At 43.6% G+C, this 17,389-nt stretch carries 12 protein-coding genes, 1 other RNA gene and 2 other annotated features; of the genes, 2 read left to right on the top strand and 11 right to left on the bottom strand.

Annotated elements, in window-relative coordinates; translation table 11 throughout:
* Positions 1-21: 21 nt before the first annotated feature.
* From ssrS to V1500_RS19615, 4 genes are all read right to left on the bottom strand, one after another.
* A non-coding RNA gene (gene ssrS, locus V1500_RS19600) (6S RNA) lies at positions 22-205 on the bottom strand.
* Positions 206-273: 68 nt separating this feature from the next.
* On the bottom strand, positions 274-2,043 hold the full coding sequence (gene aspS, locus V1500_RS19605; RefSeq protein ID WP_409301876.1) for an aspartate--tRNA ligase: 1,770 nt from the start codon (positions 2,041-2,043) through the stop codon (positions 274-276).
* 12 nt (positions 2,044-2,055) lie between these two features.
* Positions 2,056-3,327 (bottom strand): histidine--tRNA ligase, encoded by a 1,272-nt coding sequence (gene hisS, locus V1500_RS19610; RefSeq protein WP_409301878.1) that lies wholly within the window; start codon positions 3,325-3,327, stop codon positions 2,056-2,058.
* Between the two features lie 102 nt (positions 3,328-3,429).
* Positions 3,430-3,703, bottom strand: a binding site (T-box leader).
* 95 nt (positions 3,704-3,798) lie between these two features.
* On the bottom strand, positions 3,799-3,975 hold the full coding sequence (locus V1500_RS19615; protein WP_409301880.1) for a hypothetical protein: 177 nt from the start codon (positions 3,973-3,975) through the stop codon (positions 3,799-3,801).
* Between the two features lie 221 nt (positions 3,976-4,196).
* Between V1500_RS19615 and V1500_RS19620 the strand changes: the two genes are divergently transcribed.
* On the top strand, positions 4,197-5,501 hold the full coding sequence (locus V1500_RS19620; RefSeq protein WP_409301881.1) for an N-acetylmuramoyl-L-alanine amidase: 1,305 nt from the start codon (positions 4,197-4,199) through the stop codon (positions 5,499-5,501).
* Positions 5,502-5,570: 69 nt separating this feature from the next.
* Here V1500_RS19620 and dtd read toward each other — a convergent pair whose 3' ends face one another.
* Together dtd and V1500_RS19630 are read right to left on the bottom strand one after the other, a co-directional pair.
* On the bottom strand, positions 5,571-6,020 hold the full coding sequence (dtd, locus tag V1500_RS19625) for a D-aminoacyl-tRNA deacylase (RefSeq protein ID WP_409301883.1): 450 nt from the start codon (positions 6,018-6,020) through the stop codon (positions 5,571-5,573).
* Between the two features lie 12 nt (positions 6,021-6,032).
* Positions 6,033-8,228, bottom strand: coding sequence for a RelA/SpoT family protein (locus V1500_RS19630; RefSeq protein WP_409301884.1), 2,196 nt, complete (start codon positions 8,226-8,228; stop codon positions 6,033-6,035).
* Between the two features lie 355 nt (positions 8,229-8,583).
* Positions 8,584-8,778: a binding site (T-box leader), on the top strand.
* A 40-nt stretch (positions 8,779-8,818) separates the two neighbouring features.
* On the opposite strand from V1500_RS19630, the gene argS reads away from it, so the two are divergent.
* Positions 8,819-10,510, top strand: coding sequence for an arginine--tRNA ligase (gene argS, locus V1500_RS19635; RefSeq protein ID WP_409301886.1), 1,692 nt, complete (start codon positions 8,819-8,821; stop codon positions 10,508-10,510).
* Positions 10,511-10,573: 63 nt separating this feature from the next.
* On the opposite strand, the gene V1500_RS19640 is transcribed toward argS, so the two are convergent.
* The 5 genes from V1500_RS19640 to V1500_RS19660 form a co-directional block, all read right to left on the bottom strand.
* On the bottom strand, positions 10,574-11,104 hold the full coding sequence (locus tag V1500_RS19640; protein WP_409301887.1) for an adenine phosphoribosyltransferase: 531 nt from the start codon (positions 11,102-11,104) through the stop codon (positions 10,574-10,576).
* Complete coding sequence (gene recJ / locus V1500_RS19645; RefSeq protein WP_409301889.1) at positions 11,095-13,464, bottom strand: single-stranded-DNA-specific exonuclease RecJ; 2,370 nt, start codon at positions 13,462-13,464, stop codon at positions 11,095-11,097. Before recJ ends, V1500_RS19640 begins: the two co-directional genes overlap by 10 nt.
* 60 nt (positions 13,465-13,524) lie before the next feature.
* The gene (locus V1500_RS19650) at positions 13,525-13,836 is read right to left on the bottom strand and encodes a lipopolysaccharide assembly LapA domain-containing protein (RefSeq protein ID WP_409301891.1); all 312 of its coding nucleotides are present in this window, start codon (positions 13,834-13,836) and stop codon (positions 13,525-13,527) included.
* A gap of 529 nt (positions 13,837-14,365) precedes the next feature.
* Positions 14,366-16,621, bottom strand: a complete 2,256-nt coding sequence (gene secDF / locus V1500_RS19655) for a protein translocase subunit SecDF (RefSeq protein WP_409301892.1) — start codon at positions 16,619-16,621, stop codon at positions 14,366-14,368.
* 329 nt (positions 16,622-16,950) lie between these two features.
* Positions 16,951-17,253: a post-transcriptional regulator gene (locus V1500_RS19660; RefSeq protein WP_409301894.1), complete on the bottom strand. Its 303-nt coding sequence runs from the start codon at positions 17,251-17,253 to the stop codon at positions 16,951-16,953.
* Positions 17,254-17,389: the final 136 nt, after the last annotated feature.

The following is a 17,389-nucleotide window of genomic DNA, read 5'->3' on the forward strand; positions in this document are numbered from 1 at the left end:
GCATGTCTATCATTCAGTTGCAAGAGTCCCAATCGTGCCGTTTATCCCTGTGTTTTGAACCCGCTCTCCGCAGGTGGGTGCTTTGTTCCACACATTTGTAAGTCCTCTCAAGGAAGGCATGTACGCTGTCTGAAAACGTAAGCTCCCGTAACTATAAGTGTTCGGTCAAAACTTATAGGTTAGAGAACGAACACATCAGGACTCTTACTGGTTGAAAGTATCATAACACAGGATTTGAGCCGTTTTCAAGCAAATGGAACTGGAAAAATATCCCTATTTTTCGACATTAAGCTTCAAATGAAGCTCTTGCAATTGGGCATCACTAACCTGTCCGGGAGCCTCCACCAACAGGTCGCTTGCACTTGCAGTTTTAGGGAACGCAATTGTATCACGTAAATTTGTACGGCCTGCCAGCAGCATGACAAGGCGGTCTAATCCTAGAGCTATGCCTCCATGTGGAGGAGTTCCATATTCAAAAGCTTCCAGCAAGAAGCCGAATTGTTCCTTTGCTTCTTCCGGTGAGAAACCGAGAATCTGGAACATTCTTTCCTGGACTTCGCGCTCGAATATACGCAGAGACCCTCCCCCAAGTTCATACCCATTCAGAACCAGGTCATATGCTTGTGCCCTTACGCTGCCAGGATCTGTATCAAACAATGCAAGGTCTTCACGGACAGGCATTGTAAATGGATGATGGGCAGCGAAATAACGCCCTGCCTCCTCATCATATTCAAGCAGCGGCCAATCCGTCACCCAGAGAAAATTAAACTTGCCTTGATCAATAAGGTTTCGTTCTTTCCCAAGCTTTAAGCGAAGTGCACCCAATGAATCAGCGACAATACCCTTTTTATCAGCGACAAATAGAAGTAAATCTCCGACTGATGCTTCAAGGGCTGCAGACAACTGCTTCTGGTCTTCTTCATTGAAGAACTTGGATATTGGCCCTTTAAAGCCGTCTTCCTCCACCTTCATCCATGCAAGGCCCTTTGCCCCATATACTGCTGCAAACTCTCCCAGTCCATCAATATCTTTGCGGGAATAATCCGGTGCACCGTTTTTCACGTTTAGAGCTTTTACGTCTCCGCCATTTTCTATCGCACCGGAAAAGACTTTAAATCCGCTGTTCTTTACAATCTCTGATACGTTGATCAATTCCATGCCGAAACGGGTATCAGGTTTATCCGAACCATATCTTGACATCGCTTCATCATAGGTGATCCGCGGCAGCGGTACAGAAACCTCCACGCCTTTTACTGCCTTCATTACTTTAACCATCATTCTTTCCATCATGGCGATGATATCTTCCTGGCTCATGAAGCTGGTTTCAATATCGATTTGTGTAAATTCAGGTTGCCTGTCAGCACGCAGGTCCTCATCCCGGAAACAGCGGGCAATCTGATAGTATCGTTCAATCCCTGACACCATCAGCAGCTGCTTAAAGATTTGAGGTGACTGGGGCAGAGCATAAAACTCTCCATCATGCACACGGCTTGGAACCAGGTAATCACGGGCACCCTCAGGCGTGCTCTTTGTCAGTATAGGCGTCTCTATGTCAATAAAGCCTTCCGTATCAAGGAAATCACGGATTGCCTTTGTTGTCTGATGCCGCATTTTCAAGGTTTCAAACATGACTGGCCTGCGCAAATCCAGATATCTGTACTTTAAACGAACATCTTCTGACACATCAGTTTTATCAGCGATAACGAATGGAGGTGTTTTAGCTTCGTTCAAGATACGGACCGTATCCGCACTGACTTCGATTTTACCGGTGCTGATATTGTTGTTGACATTCGATTCTTCCCTGGCTACGACCGTCCCCTGGATATCCAGGACGTATTCACTGCGTATTTTTTCAGCAGTTTCCAAGGCATCCTTCGAGTTCTCCGGGTTGAAAACCACCTGTACCAGTCCAGTCCTGTCTCTTAAATCAATGAATATCAGCCCGCCAAGGTCACGTCGCTTTTGGACCCATCCCTTTAACGTTACTTTTTCCCCTATAGCCTTTTCTGTCACTTCGCCACAGAAATACGTTCTGCCAAACATACCGTTTCCTCCTTAATCCTGGATCTTTTTAAATTCTTCAACAAATGTAGCGAGGTCGAGCTCCTTTTGTTCACCTGTCTCCATATTTTTCACATTAATTTTGTTTGCTGAGAGTTCATCGTCCCCTAAAATGGCAACATATTTCGCTTCCAGCCGATCCGCAGATTTAAACTGTGCTTTTGCCTTGCGGTCGTTATAATCCTTCTCTACTGTAAATCCGGCATTCCGCAATTCGTAGGCCAGCTTTACCGTATAGTCCTTTGCAGCATCTCCCAGTGAGACGAGATAACAATCAATCCCCCGGTCAATTGGCAGTTCCACTTTTTCAGCCTCAAGGGCTGCAATCAGCCGCTCTATGCTTAAGGCGAAACCGATTCCCGGTGTTTCCGGCCCGCCTAATTCTTCTGCCAGGCCATTATAGCGTCCTCCGCCGCACAGAGTCGTAATCGCTCCAAAGCCTTCTGCATCACTCATGATTTCAAATGCAGTGTGATTGTAGTAATCCAGGCCTCTTACGAGAGTCGGATCAACAACGAAATCGATACCAAGATCTGTTAAAAGCTGCTGGACTTTATCGAAGTAAACCTTCGATTCTTCGTTTAGATAGTCTAGGATCGAAGGAGACGACTTCATAAGTTCATGGTCTCTGTCTTTTTTGCAGTCTAGGATTCTCAAAGGGTTTTTTTGCAAACGTTTCTGGCAGTCTTCACAGAATTCTCCGATTCTTGGTTCAAAATGTCCGATTAAAGCATTGCGGTGAGCTGTCCGGCTTTCTTTGTCACCGAGACTATTAATGACCAGTTTTAATTTCTTCAAGCCTAATTCCTTATATATTCCCATTGCCAATGCCAGCACCTCTGCGTCGATAGCAGGATCAGCGCTTCCCAACGCTTCAATTCCAAACTGGACAAATTGGCGGAAGCGACCGGCCTGTGGTCTTTCGTAACGGAACATTGGTCCGATATAGTACAGCTTTACAGGCTGGTTTGGCCAGCCGAACATTTTGTGTTCGATGTAGGATCGGACGACAGCAGCAGTACCCTCCGGCCTCAATGTAATATCACGGTCTCCCCTGTCTTTAAACGAGTACATCTCTTTTTGTACGATATCTGTCGTATCACCGACACCCCGCAAAAAAAGCTCTGTATGTTCAAAAATTGGCGTACGTATTTCTTTGTATTGATAACGGCGGCATATATCTCTCGCCGTATTTTCAATATACTGCCAAAGCTCTGATTGGCCTGGAAGTATATCCTGAGTGCCCCTTGGCATTTGGATCGCCATATCTATTCCTCCTCTGGACCTGTCAGACAGGTCTCCTTTTCAATCATTTGTCAGGGGTGGTTTTTAAAATAAAAAAACTCCCAGTCTCCTGTAACCATAGTTACAAGGGACGAGAGTTTATTATTCCCGTGGTGCCACCCTACTTGAAGCATAATCAGCAAATCCCCGGATATGGGTTGCAGATTTTTTATGCTTCCGCTTTAGAAAACAGTTAACGCCTGTATACGTTCATCCCCTAATAAAGGAATTTTCCTTGTTCAGGGTGAAGCCTACGGAGTGTTCTTTCATTAAGGCATCATGTAGAAATGCTTTCAGCCTCAGGCATTTCCTCTCTAGCCATGTGTTCTTAATTACTCTTCCCCATCATTGGTTGTCATTAATTAGGTATGTATTATATTTATATAATCATACGGACGTAAATCTAAAATGTCAAGACTCCAATTAACAATTTTTATATAGATGGATTTCAGCCTATGACCGGCCCAGGTGCTTTTTCAGCCTATTAACTTCCCTTAAATTCAAGCCAAATTCAGAAGCCAGCTCCACGGAAGGATCGTTCTCCTCCCTTTGGATAGGATTTTGAAAGTCTACCCCCATCAGTTGATTTACTGGGGTTATGCTGGCATGCCCCTTTTCACTGTATCTCATATTCTTACCCCCTTACATACTTCTAAAGAAGCCCAAGTTATTTAGAGCCTCACAGTTATTCTTTCCTTTACAGGGAGAAAGTTTTCATTTTTAACAGGAGTTTTTTTCAAAAGATAGAATTTATCACTTCTAACATTTACTTCCAGAACATTTGTGAGAATCAGTCTAAACTTATACCTTTGGTCCCCGTATATGGAACATCCTATAGGGAGAGATGTTTTTTGAAGAAGCTAAAAAAAGCATTGGCTTTAAGTTCTATTCTTATCGTTTGTCCCTTCTGCCACGGAGGGAACATAAGGGCAGCCCAAGCGGAAGATTTCTACATTAATGGGAATATGGTAAATGTAAGAGAAGGGCCTGGAATGCAATTCCCCATCACCGTTCAAGCTTCAAAAGGCGAAAAATATACCATTCTCCAAGAAAAAGATCAATGGGTATATATTCAGACGGGATCAGGAAATAAGGGGTGGGTTGCCGATTGGCTCATTCAGCAAGATAAGCCTTCCACTGAAAACACTGCTGAAGGCTGGACCACCCCCGGCATCACAAATGTGAGGGCCGATTCCACTATAAACAGTGCCGTATTGGGCCGATTAGCAAAGAATACTCCGGTAAAGATTCAACTGTTCAAGCATGAATGGGCAAAAATCAATTTCAAAGGTCAAACTGGATGGATTCAAGAAAAGTATCTAAGCCTGGACAAGCTTGATAAAAACGAATCTGAAACAGGAAAAAAAGAGATAGAAAAAAATGAAGGGAAGCAGTTTAAAAGCAGCAAAGCGATAATTTTGTATAAAGAAACCAACATAAGAAGCAGGCCTGATGTCCACTCAGCCATTGTAGCCAGAACCCAGCCCGGTGAGAGTTATCCCATTCTATCAATGGAAGATGAGTGGTATAAAATACAACTGGAAGGCGGAATGGCTGCCTATGTGGCAGGATGGGTGGTCTCAATCGACGGCAATGCTCCCAAAATTGAAAAGCATGGTATGCTGTCAGATAAATTAATCGTTTTAGACCCAGGCCATGGCGGAAGGGACAGAGGCACGACCGGATTTGGAGGTACCATCGAAAAGGCGCTTACTCTCGAATCAGCTTTGCTTGTCAAGAAAAAGCTGGAATCTGCAGGGGCAAAGGTCATTCTAACAAGGAGTGAAGATACTTATATATCTTTGCCGGGAAGGGTAAGAACATCACATATGCATAATGCCGATGCGTTTATCAGCCTTCATTATGATAGCTCCGGGAATGAATATGCCAGCGGTGTAACATCCTATTATTACCATTCGTATCAAAAGGAGCTGGCCGAAGTGATAAACAGCTCTTTAAACAGAGAGGTTGAGATGAATGACCGCGGCACCCGCTTCGGCGACTTCCATGTCATCCGGGAAAATCAAAAGGCAGCGACAATCATCGAACTAGGGTACTTAAGCAATCCTGCCGAAGAGCTGAAAGTTACCTCCAGTGAATATCAAGAGACGGTTTCAAGCGCGATTTTCGATGGATTGCTTGACTATTTCAGGTAGTCGTGGAAATGGGCATCCATTTTCGCCACACGCGAAAAAACCTTGCCAGCAACGACAAGGTTTTTTCGTTTATTTTTTCTCTTTACTTTCCACGATCAGCGTCACCGGACCGTCATTAGTTATATGAACCTTCATCATGGCACCAAATATCCCTGTTGCCACCTTTATGCCTAACTTGCGAAACTCGTCATTTAAGGCTTCATATAATGGGTTGGCCAATTCCGGCCTGGCGGCTTCCATAAAATTCGGCCTTCTGCCTTTACGGGTATCGCCGTAAAGAGTGAATTGTGAAACGGACAGGATAGAGCCCCCTGCATCCAGCAAGGAATAGTTCATCTTTTCGTCCTCATCCTCAAAAATCCGCAAGTTGACAATCTTGTCAGCTATATATTTGGCATCGTCCAGGGTATCGCCATGGGTGATTCCAACCAATAAAACCAGTCCTCTGTCAATCTCTCCGACTGTTTTGCCATTCACTGTAACAAAGGCTTCTCCTGAACGCTGAACTACGACTTTCATGCAAGTACTCCCTTAATTCATGATTCTTCTAACAGAATAGATATCGGAAATCTGCTTGATTCGTTCCACCACTTTTTGCAGATGACTGATATTGTTAATTGAGATTGACATATTGATGGTAGCAACCTTATTGCGGTCCGATTTTCCTGAGACGGCGGATATATTCGTTTTCGTTTCATTTACCGCTTGTAATACCTCATTCAAAAGGCCTCTCCGATCGTACCCGCTTATTTCAATATCGACATTGTATTCCTTCCGGTCATTGAGGCTGGTTTCCCATTCGACCGGGATCAGACGGTTTTCATTTTCATCCCCTTCAATATTCGGGCAGTCTACTCTATGGACAGAAACTCCGCGTCCTTTGGTTATAAAACCAACGATATCGTCACCTGGTACCGGATTACAGCATCTGGACAAACGGATCAGAAGATTGTCAATGCCCTGTACCCGAACACCGGACTCCCGTTTCTTGACAGTATGGAATGACTTAAGCTCCGAAACTGCGTCGGAAATATCCGGCTGCTGTTCCAGCTCCTTCTTCTTGCGATGCTTGTCTGTCAGCCTGTTTGCTACCTGCGCTGCTGTTATGCCATTGTATCCGACTGCTGCATACATGTCCTCTTCATTTGAAAAGTTGAATTTTTCCAGTACACGCTTAATGTTGTCCGCAGTAAGGATTTCCTTCAGGTCAAAATCCAAGTTCTTGATTTCTTTTTCAACCAGTTCTTTGCCTTTTATAACATTTTCATCCCGGCGTTGTTTTTTGAAAAACTGCCTGATTTTATTTTTCGCCTGGGAGGTCTGTGTCATCTTCAGCCAGTCATGGCTTGGGCCGTAAGAGTGCTTAGACGTTAAAATCTCAATGATATCGCCTGTCTTAAGCTTATAATCAAGAGTGACCATTTTTCCGTTCACTTTGGCTCCGATTGTCTTGTTGCCGATTTCGGAATGGATGCGGTAGGCAAAATCAATGGGATTGGACCCTGCAGGCAGTTCAATGACATCGCCTTTAGGTGTAAAAATGAATACCATATCAGAGAACAGATCGATCTTAAGACTTTCCATAAACTCTTCAGCGTTGGTTGCATCGTCCTGAAACTCCAGTATTTCCCGGAACCAGGTAAGCTTATCTTCAAGGGAGTTGGTTTCATTGGGATCTGCACCTTCTTTATAAGCCCAGTGAGCTGCGATACCAAATTCCGCAATCCTGTGCATCTCAGTAGTACGTATCTGTACTTCCAGCGGATCCCCTTTCGGACCAATGACCGTGGTGTGGAGCGATTGATACATATTAGGCTTGGGCATAGCAATGTAATCCTTAAACCGTCCAGGCATCGGCTTCCATGCCGTATGAATGATTCCCAGCACTGCATAGCAATCCTTAATACTGTTTACGACAACACGGACAGCAAGCAAATCATATATTTCACTGAATTGCTTATTTTGAAGCGCCATCTTCCGATAGATGCTATAAATATGCTTGGGGCGTCCTGAAATGTCTGCTTTGATATTAACTTCGGCCACCCGTTCCCGTACTTCATCTATCACCTCAACCAAGTACTGCTCGCGTTCTGCCCGCTTTTTCTTCATCAGGTTGACAATTCTGTAATATTGCTGCGGGTTCAGGTAACGGAGTGCTGTATCTTCCAGCTCCCACTTGATCTTGCTGATCCCAAGGCGATGGGCAAGCGGTGCAAAAATCTCCAGTGTTTCGTTGGATATCCTTCTTTGCTTTTCCTGGGGCAGGTGTTTTAGTGTCCTCATATTATGAAGGCGGTCAGCGAGTTTAATCAAAATGACACGGATATCCTGTGCCATGGCTACAAACATTTTCCTATGATTTTCTGCCTGCTGCTCTTCCTGTGATTTATATTTGATTTTTCCAAGCTTTGTTACTCCGTCAACTAGCATTGCCACCTCATCATTAAATGCTTGGGCAATGTCATTAAGAGTAACATCCGTGTCTTCTACTACATCATGAAGAAACCCTGCTGCCACAGTAGCCGCATCCATTTCCAGATCGCAAAGAATACCTGCAACCTGGATCGGATGGATGATATACGGTTCCCCCGATTTACGGAATTGCTCCCTGTGCGCATGCTCTGCGAATTTATACGCTTTATAAATAAATTCAGCGTCCTGGGGTTGGAGATACGACTTAGCCTTTTCAACCACCTGTTCCGCTGATAAGATTTGTTCATTTGCCATGAAATCACCTTTTTATTCACCTTACCCGTCCAACCCCATTTGAGGAAGGGACTGCCGGTAATATCCGATTATATTATATACAGCTGGATGCCTTTCTTCGCCTCCAGCTCTCAAACAGTAGAATCTATGGTTCAATGAATTTTTCCACATTATTAGGCTAAATGTTACAAAAAAAACATTATTGTTTCTATTATCGAGAAAAAAGCAATGGATGTAAAGAGTTATGCTAGGATTTCTTATTTCCAATATTCATAAAAACCCAATGAAAGCGAAAAAATAGCAATTGTCGAATAAGCTCGATTTTTTCAGATTGATAAATAAAAAATGAATAGCTATAATCATTTTCAAACTTAATATTATGTTGATGATGAAGAAAGTAGCCTTTTATGGAGGGACAAGCGAGTCGGGGAAGGTGTGAGCCCGATGCTGACAAATTGGTGAAGCGCACTTCTGAAACGCCGCAGAATGGCCGGGGTATGTCCTCGTTAACAAACAAAGTGGTTCAATTGAACAAATAGAGTGGCACCGCGGGAACAATCTCGTCTCTTTTCATAAGAGACGGGATTTTTTTATTTAGGAGGCGAAAAATAATGGATTTTAAAAAGGTTGTTGCTAAGCATCTGAAGGCTAAACTGAATACCGGTTTAACTGAACAGCAATTGTTTGACCTTCTGGAGACTCCAAAGCATCCAGGCAATGGAGACATAGCTTTCCCTTGTTTCACGCTGGCAAAAATGCAGAAGGATTCACCCGTACTGATTGCCGCAAATCTTGAACCCCAGCTCGCCGGCAGCCAGTTCGAAAAAGTGAGAGCAACCGGGCCCTATCTGAATTTTTTCTTAAATAAGCAAAAAGTGAGCCAGGAAGTACTTACTTCCATTTTGGAACAGGCAAGCGGTTTTGGAGACCATAGCTTTGGCCTGGGGAAAAAGGTTCCCATCGATATGTCTTCCCCAAATATTGCAAAGCCTTTTTCCATGGGGCATCTTCGTTCCACCGTCATTGGAAATTCTATTGCCAATATATTGAGGAAATGCGGATTTGACGTGATCAGGATTAACCACCTGGGAGACTGGGGCACTCAATTCGGCAAATTAATCACAGCCTACAAAGCATGGGGTAGCAAGACAAGCGTCAGGGAAAATCCTATACGCGAATTGTTTGCATTATATATAAAATTCCATCAGCAGGCCGAATTGAACCCTTCACTTGAGGAGCAAGGGCGAGCCTGGTTTAAGAAACTTGAAGCAGGAGATGAGGAAGCTCTCTATCTTTGGAAATGGTTCAGAGATGAATCTTTGAAGGAATTCAATAAAATTTATGCCCTTCTGGATGTTTCTTTTGATTCATATAAGGGGGAAGCTTTCTACAATGATAAGATGGCAGAAGTAGTCGACATAATCGAAAAAGCCGGCCTGCTTGAAGAAGATGGCGGAGCAATGGTCGTAAAGCTGGATGAGCACGGTCTCCCTCCTTCCCTGATCAGAAAAACAGATGGAGCTACATTGTATGTGACAAGGGATTTGGCTGCTTCGATATTTCGTTACAGAACATATAAATTTGATAAGACTATATATGTTGTAGGAAACGAGCAGTCGCTTCATTTTAGGCAACTTAAGATGGTTCTGAGTAAGCTTGGTTACAGCTGGGCAGACGATCTGATCCACCTGCCTTTTGGCATGATCTTAAAAGATGGAAAGAAGATGTCGACAAGAAAAGGCAAAGTGGTATTACTGGAAGAAGTGCTGGAGCAGTCGATCAGCTTGGCAAACAAAAATATTACTGAAAAAAATCCGCACCTGGACAATAAAGAACAAATAGCAAGGGAAGTTGGTGTTGGAGCGGTCATCTTCCACGACTTAAGGAATGACAGAATGAACAACATTGAATTTTCCCTTGAGGAAATGCTGAAATTTGAAGGAGAAACAGGGCCATACCTTCAATACACGCACGCACGGGCATGCTCTTTACTTTTCAAATCCAGAGTCCTTCTGGAAACCGGGCAGTTGTACCGATTGGATGACCAGCATAGCTGGGCGGTCATAAAAAGACTCGCTGTTTTTCCACATGCTATTGAAAAAGCCTATACGCTTCTCGAGCCATCTGTAATTGCCAAGTACCTTATAGAACTCGCCAAGGCTTTCAACAGCTTTTACGGAAACGTACGCATACTTGAAGAAAATAATGCACTTGTTTCAAGGCTCGCACTTGTTCAAGCAACAGCAATAGTATTAAAAGAAGGCCTGCGCCTTTTAGGAATTAAGGCTCCAGAGCAAATGTAGCCTTCTATTCTCAAAAACGAAAAAAGAGGCCTGATTCAAAAACAGGCCTCCTGTAATTAATAATTAGTTTTGTTCGACATCACCGAAGTTCATAAGTGTCAGGACATCGTATCCATCAAGCTTATCTCGGCCTTCCAAATATGAAAGTTCAATTAAAAACGCAATACCTGCGACAACACCGCCAAGCTGTTCAACTAATTTAATAGTCGCTTCTATTGTCCCGCCTGTCGCAAGCAGGTCATCAGTAATCAATACGCGCTGTCCAGGCTTGATGGCATCCTTATGAAGGGTTAGAACATCTTTCCCATATTCTAATCCATACTGTACCTTAATCGTTTCGCGTGGAAGCTTTCCTTCCTTCCTGACTGGTGCAAAGCCAACACCAAGGGAATAGGCGACAGGGCAGCCTATGATAAAGCCGCGTGCTTCAGGGCCTACCACAATATCGATTTGTTTTTCACGGGCATATGTCACAATTTGGTCGGTTGCATAACGATATGCATCTCCGTCAGCCATTAATGTAGAGATATCCTTAAATCTAATGCCGGGTTTAGGCCAATCCTCGACAATTGTTATATACTTTTTCAAGTCCATTGCGCTGTTTCCTCCTCGAGGCTTGGAACCTCACGTACTAAATGATCAAACCACTCAAATAACTGAGCATAAGAGCTGTAGAGCAATTCTTTGTCCAGCTCAATTTGCTGCTGTTTGCGCTTAAATGATGGAGCATCGCTTAAATCACGTTTATCGGTATTCTTATTTAGCCTCATTAATCCATTGTCTATTGTAACAAAATCCAATTCAAAAAACACCTTTGAGATAAAATCAATTGTATCACGGGACCAGCCACGGTATTTAGCTATATCATTCCCATCACGCTTAATATCGACCGGTCCTTTCTTTGCCAAATATGAATAGAACCATTTAAAATGCTCCCTGGTTGGCAAAGTACTGAAAAAGTGTTCCTGCTGCTGGTAAAAATGGGTATAAATTCTTGCTGGCTGCTTATTTTTAAAGACAGCCTCCAGTATTTCTTTACTGCCCGGCATGTCCAAAAGAACAATACTCTTGCCGTTCACCTCGATATTTTCAGCTTCGGCAATATTCTTGATATGGGTAACATTGCGGTTTTCATTCAGAAATGGGAAACGATTAAGAGATTCTTTGGAGAAAACGATAATCCTGGCATTGTCCGCCGGAACATTGGGAAGCCAATGCTGTACCCTGTCTATGCCTCGATAGTCAAAAAGCTGCCAGTGGGTGACGGCTACATCCTGAACAAAAATCTGCGGTTTCCTCATATTATTCCATTCATTTATGGAAAGTTCCCCAACAACAGAGATGGTGGAAATCGGAGAAATCTGTTCATACAAATGTCCGATGCCAAAGCCTACCCCATCCAGTGAAGCATTTGAATCACCTAGCTGAAGTTTGAGGTGGTTTTGGTTTGATCCTATCTTTCGGATTGAGGCAACTGCTGCTTCTTCCACAAGAATCTTCGGCTTTGGATTGTTCATGCCGAATGGAGCGAGCATGGCCATCTCTTCAATGGTTTTCACTGATATATCCTGAATGCTGGTTACGCCGTCCAGCTTTGTCACTGGAATGAAATCCTCGGCGGTAAGCTGTTCATTTGCCAATGCATGCAATCGTTCCCGAAGCTGCCCAACATCCTCTATTTTCAGAGTCATCCCTGCCGCCATCGGATGCCCGCCAAAATGAGGCAAAATGTCACGGCACTCGGATAAATTCTTGTATAAATCAAATCCTGCAATGCTCCTGGCAGAACCTTTTGCCAGCCCTTTAACAGGATCATAGCTCAATACAATGGTCGGTCTATAAAAACGTTCTACCAGCCTGGAAGCCACAATACCAATCACACCGGCATTCCAGCCTTCCTTACCTACAACGATGACGCTATTTTCACTAAGAGGGAAATTGGCTTCTACTTCCTTGATTGCCGCTTCTGAAATTTCAGCAACAATCTCCTGCCTTTCTTTATTTAATGCGTCAATTTCAGCGGCAAGCATTTCCGCTGTATGCATATCTTGTGCCATTAAAAGCTCAACAGCCGGGTCAGCCGTATCCAGTCTTCCTGCTGCATTGATTCTTGGTGCCATACTGAAGCCGACTGATTCTTCATCCAATGCCTGCTGTTGCAGCCCGGCCTTTTTAATTAATGCCAATATGCCAGGGCGGCTCGTTTTTCTGAGCATGCTGATCCCTTTTGCCGCAATCAGCCTGTTTTCCCCATACAAAGGGACCAAGTCTGCTATCGTCCCTATCGCAGCTATCTCCAGCATTTTCTCAGGTACATAACCCAATAAGGCATGAGCCAGTTTAAAAGCAACTCCCACACCCGCCAAATCCTTAAATGGATATGTATTGCCTTCCAGCTTTGGATGTATGATAGCCAATGCATCCGGCAGCTCTGGCCCTGGCTCGTGATGGTCTGTCACGATATAATCCATGCCAAGCTCCCTCGCAAGCTTTGCTTCATTCAAGGCAGAAATTCCCGTATCAACGGTTATCAGCAGCCTCACATCATTTTGAGCCGCAAGCCTGAATGCTGCTTCATTAGGGCCATACCCTTCAGTGAACCGATTAGGGATATAAAACTCGACATTCGCCCCCATCATTTGAAGAGTTTCCATCAGTACTGTTGTACTGCTTACTCCGTCAGCATCATAGTCACCAAAAATACGGATCTTCTCTTTGTTATGAATAGCCTCTTTTATCCTATCGACTGCCAGATCCATTCCTTTTAATAGGAATGGATCATGGAAGTCTTGTTCATTTATTAATAAAAAGGAACGTGCTGCTTCAGGAGTGCGCAGCCCGCGATTTGCCAATAGTTTTGCAACCAGAGGTGTAATATGAAGCTCATTGATTAATTGGTCGACAACATCTTCATCAGCAGCAGCTACCTGCCAACGAGTTTTTGATTGTAGCATTAGTTCACCCCTCAACTCACTAATTATACAAAAGGAGCAGAGGGGTTTCAATTTATTCTTTTAAGATTCCGTATCCAGGTTTTTCTGCATGGACGTCTCTGTTTCTTCAGTTGAAAGAGGCCTAGCTTCAAAATCCGCAATAATCCTTTCCAGCTGTTTAATCTTTCTTTGCAGAGTGATGAATTTTACTGCATTAATGCAGAAAACAATGAAACCACCCACCAATACCGAGCCCAATATCACAAGGATCAATGGCCAATTGGCAGTGCCAAAAAAATAGTTAACCCTGACTGGCGCTACATTGAATACAGCAAATACCGATATCACAATTGCAAAGAGAATTCCAAGCAGGAATGTCCATTGTAGCTTCATAAGTCTCCTCCCATACTCAGTATGAAATCCTATTTATGTATTCCTTTCTTAAACTTTTATCAAACATGCAGTACCGTTCACTATTTCACTCTGTTAAACTTTAATGTCTGGAAATAAGACATCTAGCTTTCGGCGGAGGAACCACCCAGAAAAACGACAGATCGCTTGTTCAGCCGCAACAGGCATCAGAAAGCCTGCGAGAAGGCAGTTCCTCTGCGGCCACAGCTGGGTGGCTTATAACTTCCAGCGATTAGCTCCTAAAGTTAGAATAGGTCTCCTCGTCCATACCTTACAGCGGGTTCTGGGCAGACTGTTTTTTCACTGGACATTCATTATCATATTCGAATGATAACACGCAATAAAATTATGGATAAATCTCGGGGTCCTGATGTTTTGGTTCAAATTTTATAGAGCCCCATGGCAAATTTTATTTACCAGTACTTTAAAGGTGCAGTTTGGATAACGTATAATCAGAACCGTGACAATAGAAAAAAGCCGGTATGCGATGCATACCGGCCTTTTTTTAGGATTATACCTGGGCTTCTGTACTTGGTTTTTTCTCTTTGTAGGTGATTAAAACACCTTTTTTCTTCAATTCCCTTGCCTTCAAATCGAGCCATAATTGGGAAGCAATATAAAGCGAAGAGTACACACCGCAAAGCATCCCAACAAGCAAAGCTATCGAGAAGTTGGCAATTGCGCCGCTTCCGAAGATTAACAGGGCAGCAACAGTGATCAGTACCATTAGCACTGTATTGATTGATCTTGTCAATGTCTGTCTAATACTTACATTAACGATTTCTGCCAGTTCATCAACTGATTTAATCTTTCTCTTCTTGCGCATATTTTCCCTGATGCGGTCGAATGTAACAATCGTATCGTTTATCGAGTAACCGACAATGGTTAAGACGGCCGCGATGAAAGTTAGGTCGACTTCAAGCCTCAATAAACTAAATACTGTGATGATGAAGAAAGCATCGTGGAATAATGCTATGACCGCTGGAAGGGCCATTCTCCACTCAAATCGGATTGTAGCGTACAGGATGATGCCCAGTGATGAAATGAGAACAGCAATGAATGCGTTCTTGGCGAGCTCCCTGCCAATCGTAGGCGAAACCGTACTTATGTTCGGCTCGTCCCCTACCTCTTTGCTGAAGTAGTCCTTCACATCCGCTATTTCGTTCTTGTCTAAAACTCCCTGAAGTCTTACAACCCCCGTATTATTGTTGTCACCCGATATTACAATATCTTCGGACTCCAGATGCACCGCATCGAGGTGCTGCTGGATCTTGGCTGTAGTCAAAGGCTCCTTGGAGGTAAATTCCATGCGTGTTCCGCTGGTAAAGTCGATTCCCAGATTCAGATTAAATACCAGCAGGAATATAATACCGATCAACGTAATCACCGAAGAGATCGCGTAAAATACTTTCCTGTGCTTAACGAATTCCCACTTATCAAAACGTGTAGGCAGATCTGTTACATCCCTTGTTTCTGAAAGGTCATGTATATCCTTTTTATTAACGCCAAGCCATGACGGCCTTTTGTTGAAGATCCTGCTGTTAATCCAAAGGCTCATGAAAAGACGGGTTCCATACACGGCAGTGATAAAGCTCATTAGTATACTTATGATCAGAGTTGTCGCAAACCCTTTTACCGAGCTGGTTCCGTATATAAAGAGTACAAAGGCAGCCAGGAGTGTAGTTAGGTTGGCATCTGTAATTGTTGCCAGTGAGTTCTTATTACCCGCAGCATAAGCAGCCTGAACCGATCGGCCCAGCTTGAGCTCGTCTTTAATCCGCTCATAGGTAATGATATTTGCATCCACAGCCATACCGACTCCGAGAATGAGTGCTGCTACACCTGGCAGCGTCATTACTGCGTTCATCCAGTCGAACACGAGCAATGTAAGGAACAGATAGATAATCAAAGTGAGAACGGCGATAACTCCCGGGAAGCGATAATAAATCATCATAAAGGCGAACACAAGCGCGATACCGATGATGCCTGCAAATATGGTATCATTCAAAGCCTGTTCCCCAAACTTTGCGCCTACCGAAGTAGAATATTCTTCTTTTAAGTCAACAGGCAAAGCACCAGCATTCAGCAAGTCAGCGAGCTCTTTGGCTTCTTCAATGGTGAATGAACCTGTGATCATTACTGTATTTGTATCAAAAACCTCTCTGACACTAGGATTGGAAATCATGTTATCCTGTGTTTCAGGCTTTTTCATACTGTCTTTTCCTTCTTCAAAGTCAAGCCAGATAGCCAGTACATTGGTTGGCTGCGGCATCGAAGAGATCTGCTGCGTAATGTTTTTGAACTGCTTTGGATCCTTCAGTGTGACTTCGACAACAGGCTGGCCATTATTATCAAACGACTGTTTTGCGCCGCCTTCCTTCAAATCGGCACCCGTCATCATTTCCTTATCATTGTAGTCCCTGAAACTCAGCTTGGCCTGAGTGGAAAGGATCTTACGGGCATTATTCTGGTCCTTTACGCCGGCAAGCTGCACACGGATCCGGTCCTTGCCTTCAATTTGGATATTAGGTTCACTTACACCCAGAACATTTACACGGCGCTCAAGGGCGCTTGCTGTACTGGCCATCATTTCTTCCGTGACCTTAACTCCCTTTTCAGGCTTTACCTGGTATAAAACCTCGAATCCTCCCTGAAGGTCGAGCCCAAGTTTTATATTCCCGAGCATGCCTTTCGTTGTTGTTCCCATCGTTGCGAAAATAGCGAATACTATAATGAAAAACGCAACGATCCTACCTCTTTTCACCATTATGAATTAGGCCCCTTTCTTTCTTTACACGCCTTAACATGGAGTTTGGATGGGTGCCATTGGCCTGATCGCGCAATATGGAATGCAGATCCGCTCGCACGTTTTCCTTTAAAAGCACTCTCTCGATATCGAATAGCGTGATACGTAAAACTAATATAATAAGCTGGCGCCCAAAATGAAGGGCTGCATAAAACCGTTATATTAAAGCTAAAACAACAACATTATTATGATAGAATTTAAAACTACTGTCAATTTATGTTTTCTTTTGTAAGGACAGCGTTACTTGTATACTATATCACCATATATCTGCATCTCCTGGACAAAACAGCTCAGCCATGAAGCAATGCCCTCAGTTCTTCCTCAGATAACTCACCAAATACATTTGGTCCTTTGTAAGCTTCTACAGTTGCATATGTCATAAATTGGCTGCTGCTGACAGACATAATATCACTGACGAGCTGATGGATGTGGATATCCTCCCCGGGCCTTTTCCACTTCTTCAACGTCAAATACGACCAAATATCCTCTTCATTAACCGCGTCCATTCCAAGAAGCCGCAGTTCCTCCGCTTTATTTGCCAAGGCGGGTTTCATTGTTTCATAGTACTTCTGATATGGATGTTCTGCGTTCATGATTAGCCCCCGATAAGATTATTCTTGCGCCTGTCATCCTTTAATGACGGATGATAAATTTACCAAGCCTGTCATTCTTTGTCCAACTGGGTGCATATAGATAATTGTAAATCATATCAGCTTTTTTGAGAAGGCA

This window comes from Peribacillus sedimenti, from assembly GCF_046237635.1.
Taxonomy (GTDB): domain Bacteria; phylum Bacillota; class Bacilli; order Bacillales; family DSM-1321; genus Peribacillus; species Peribacillus sedimenti.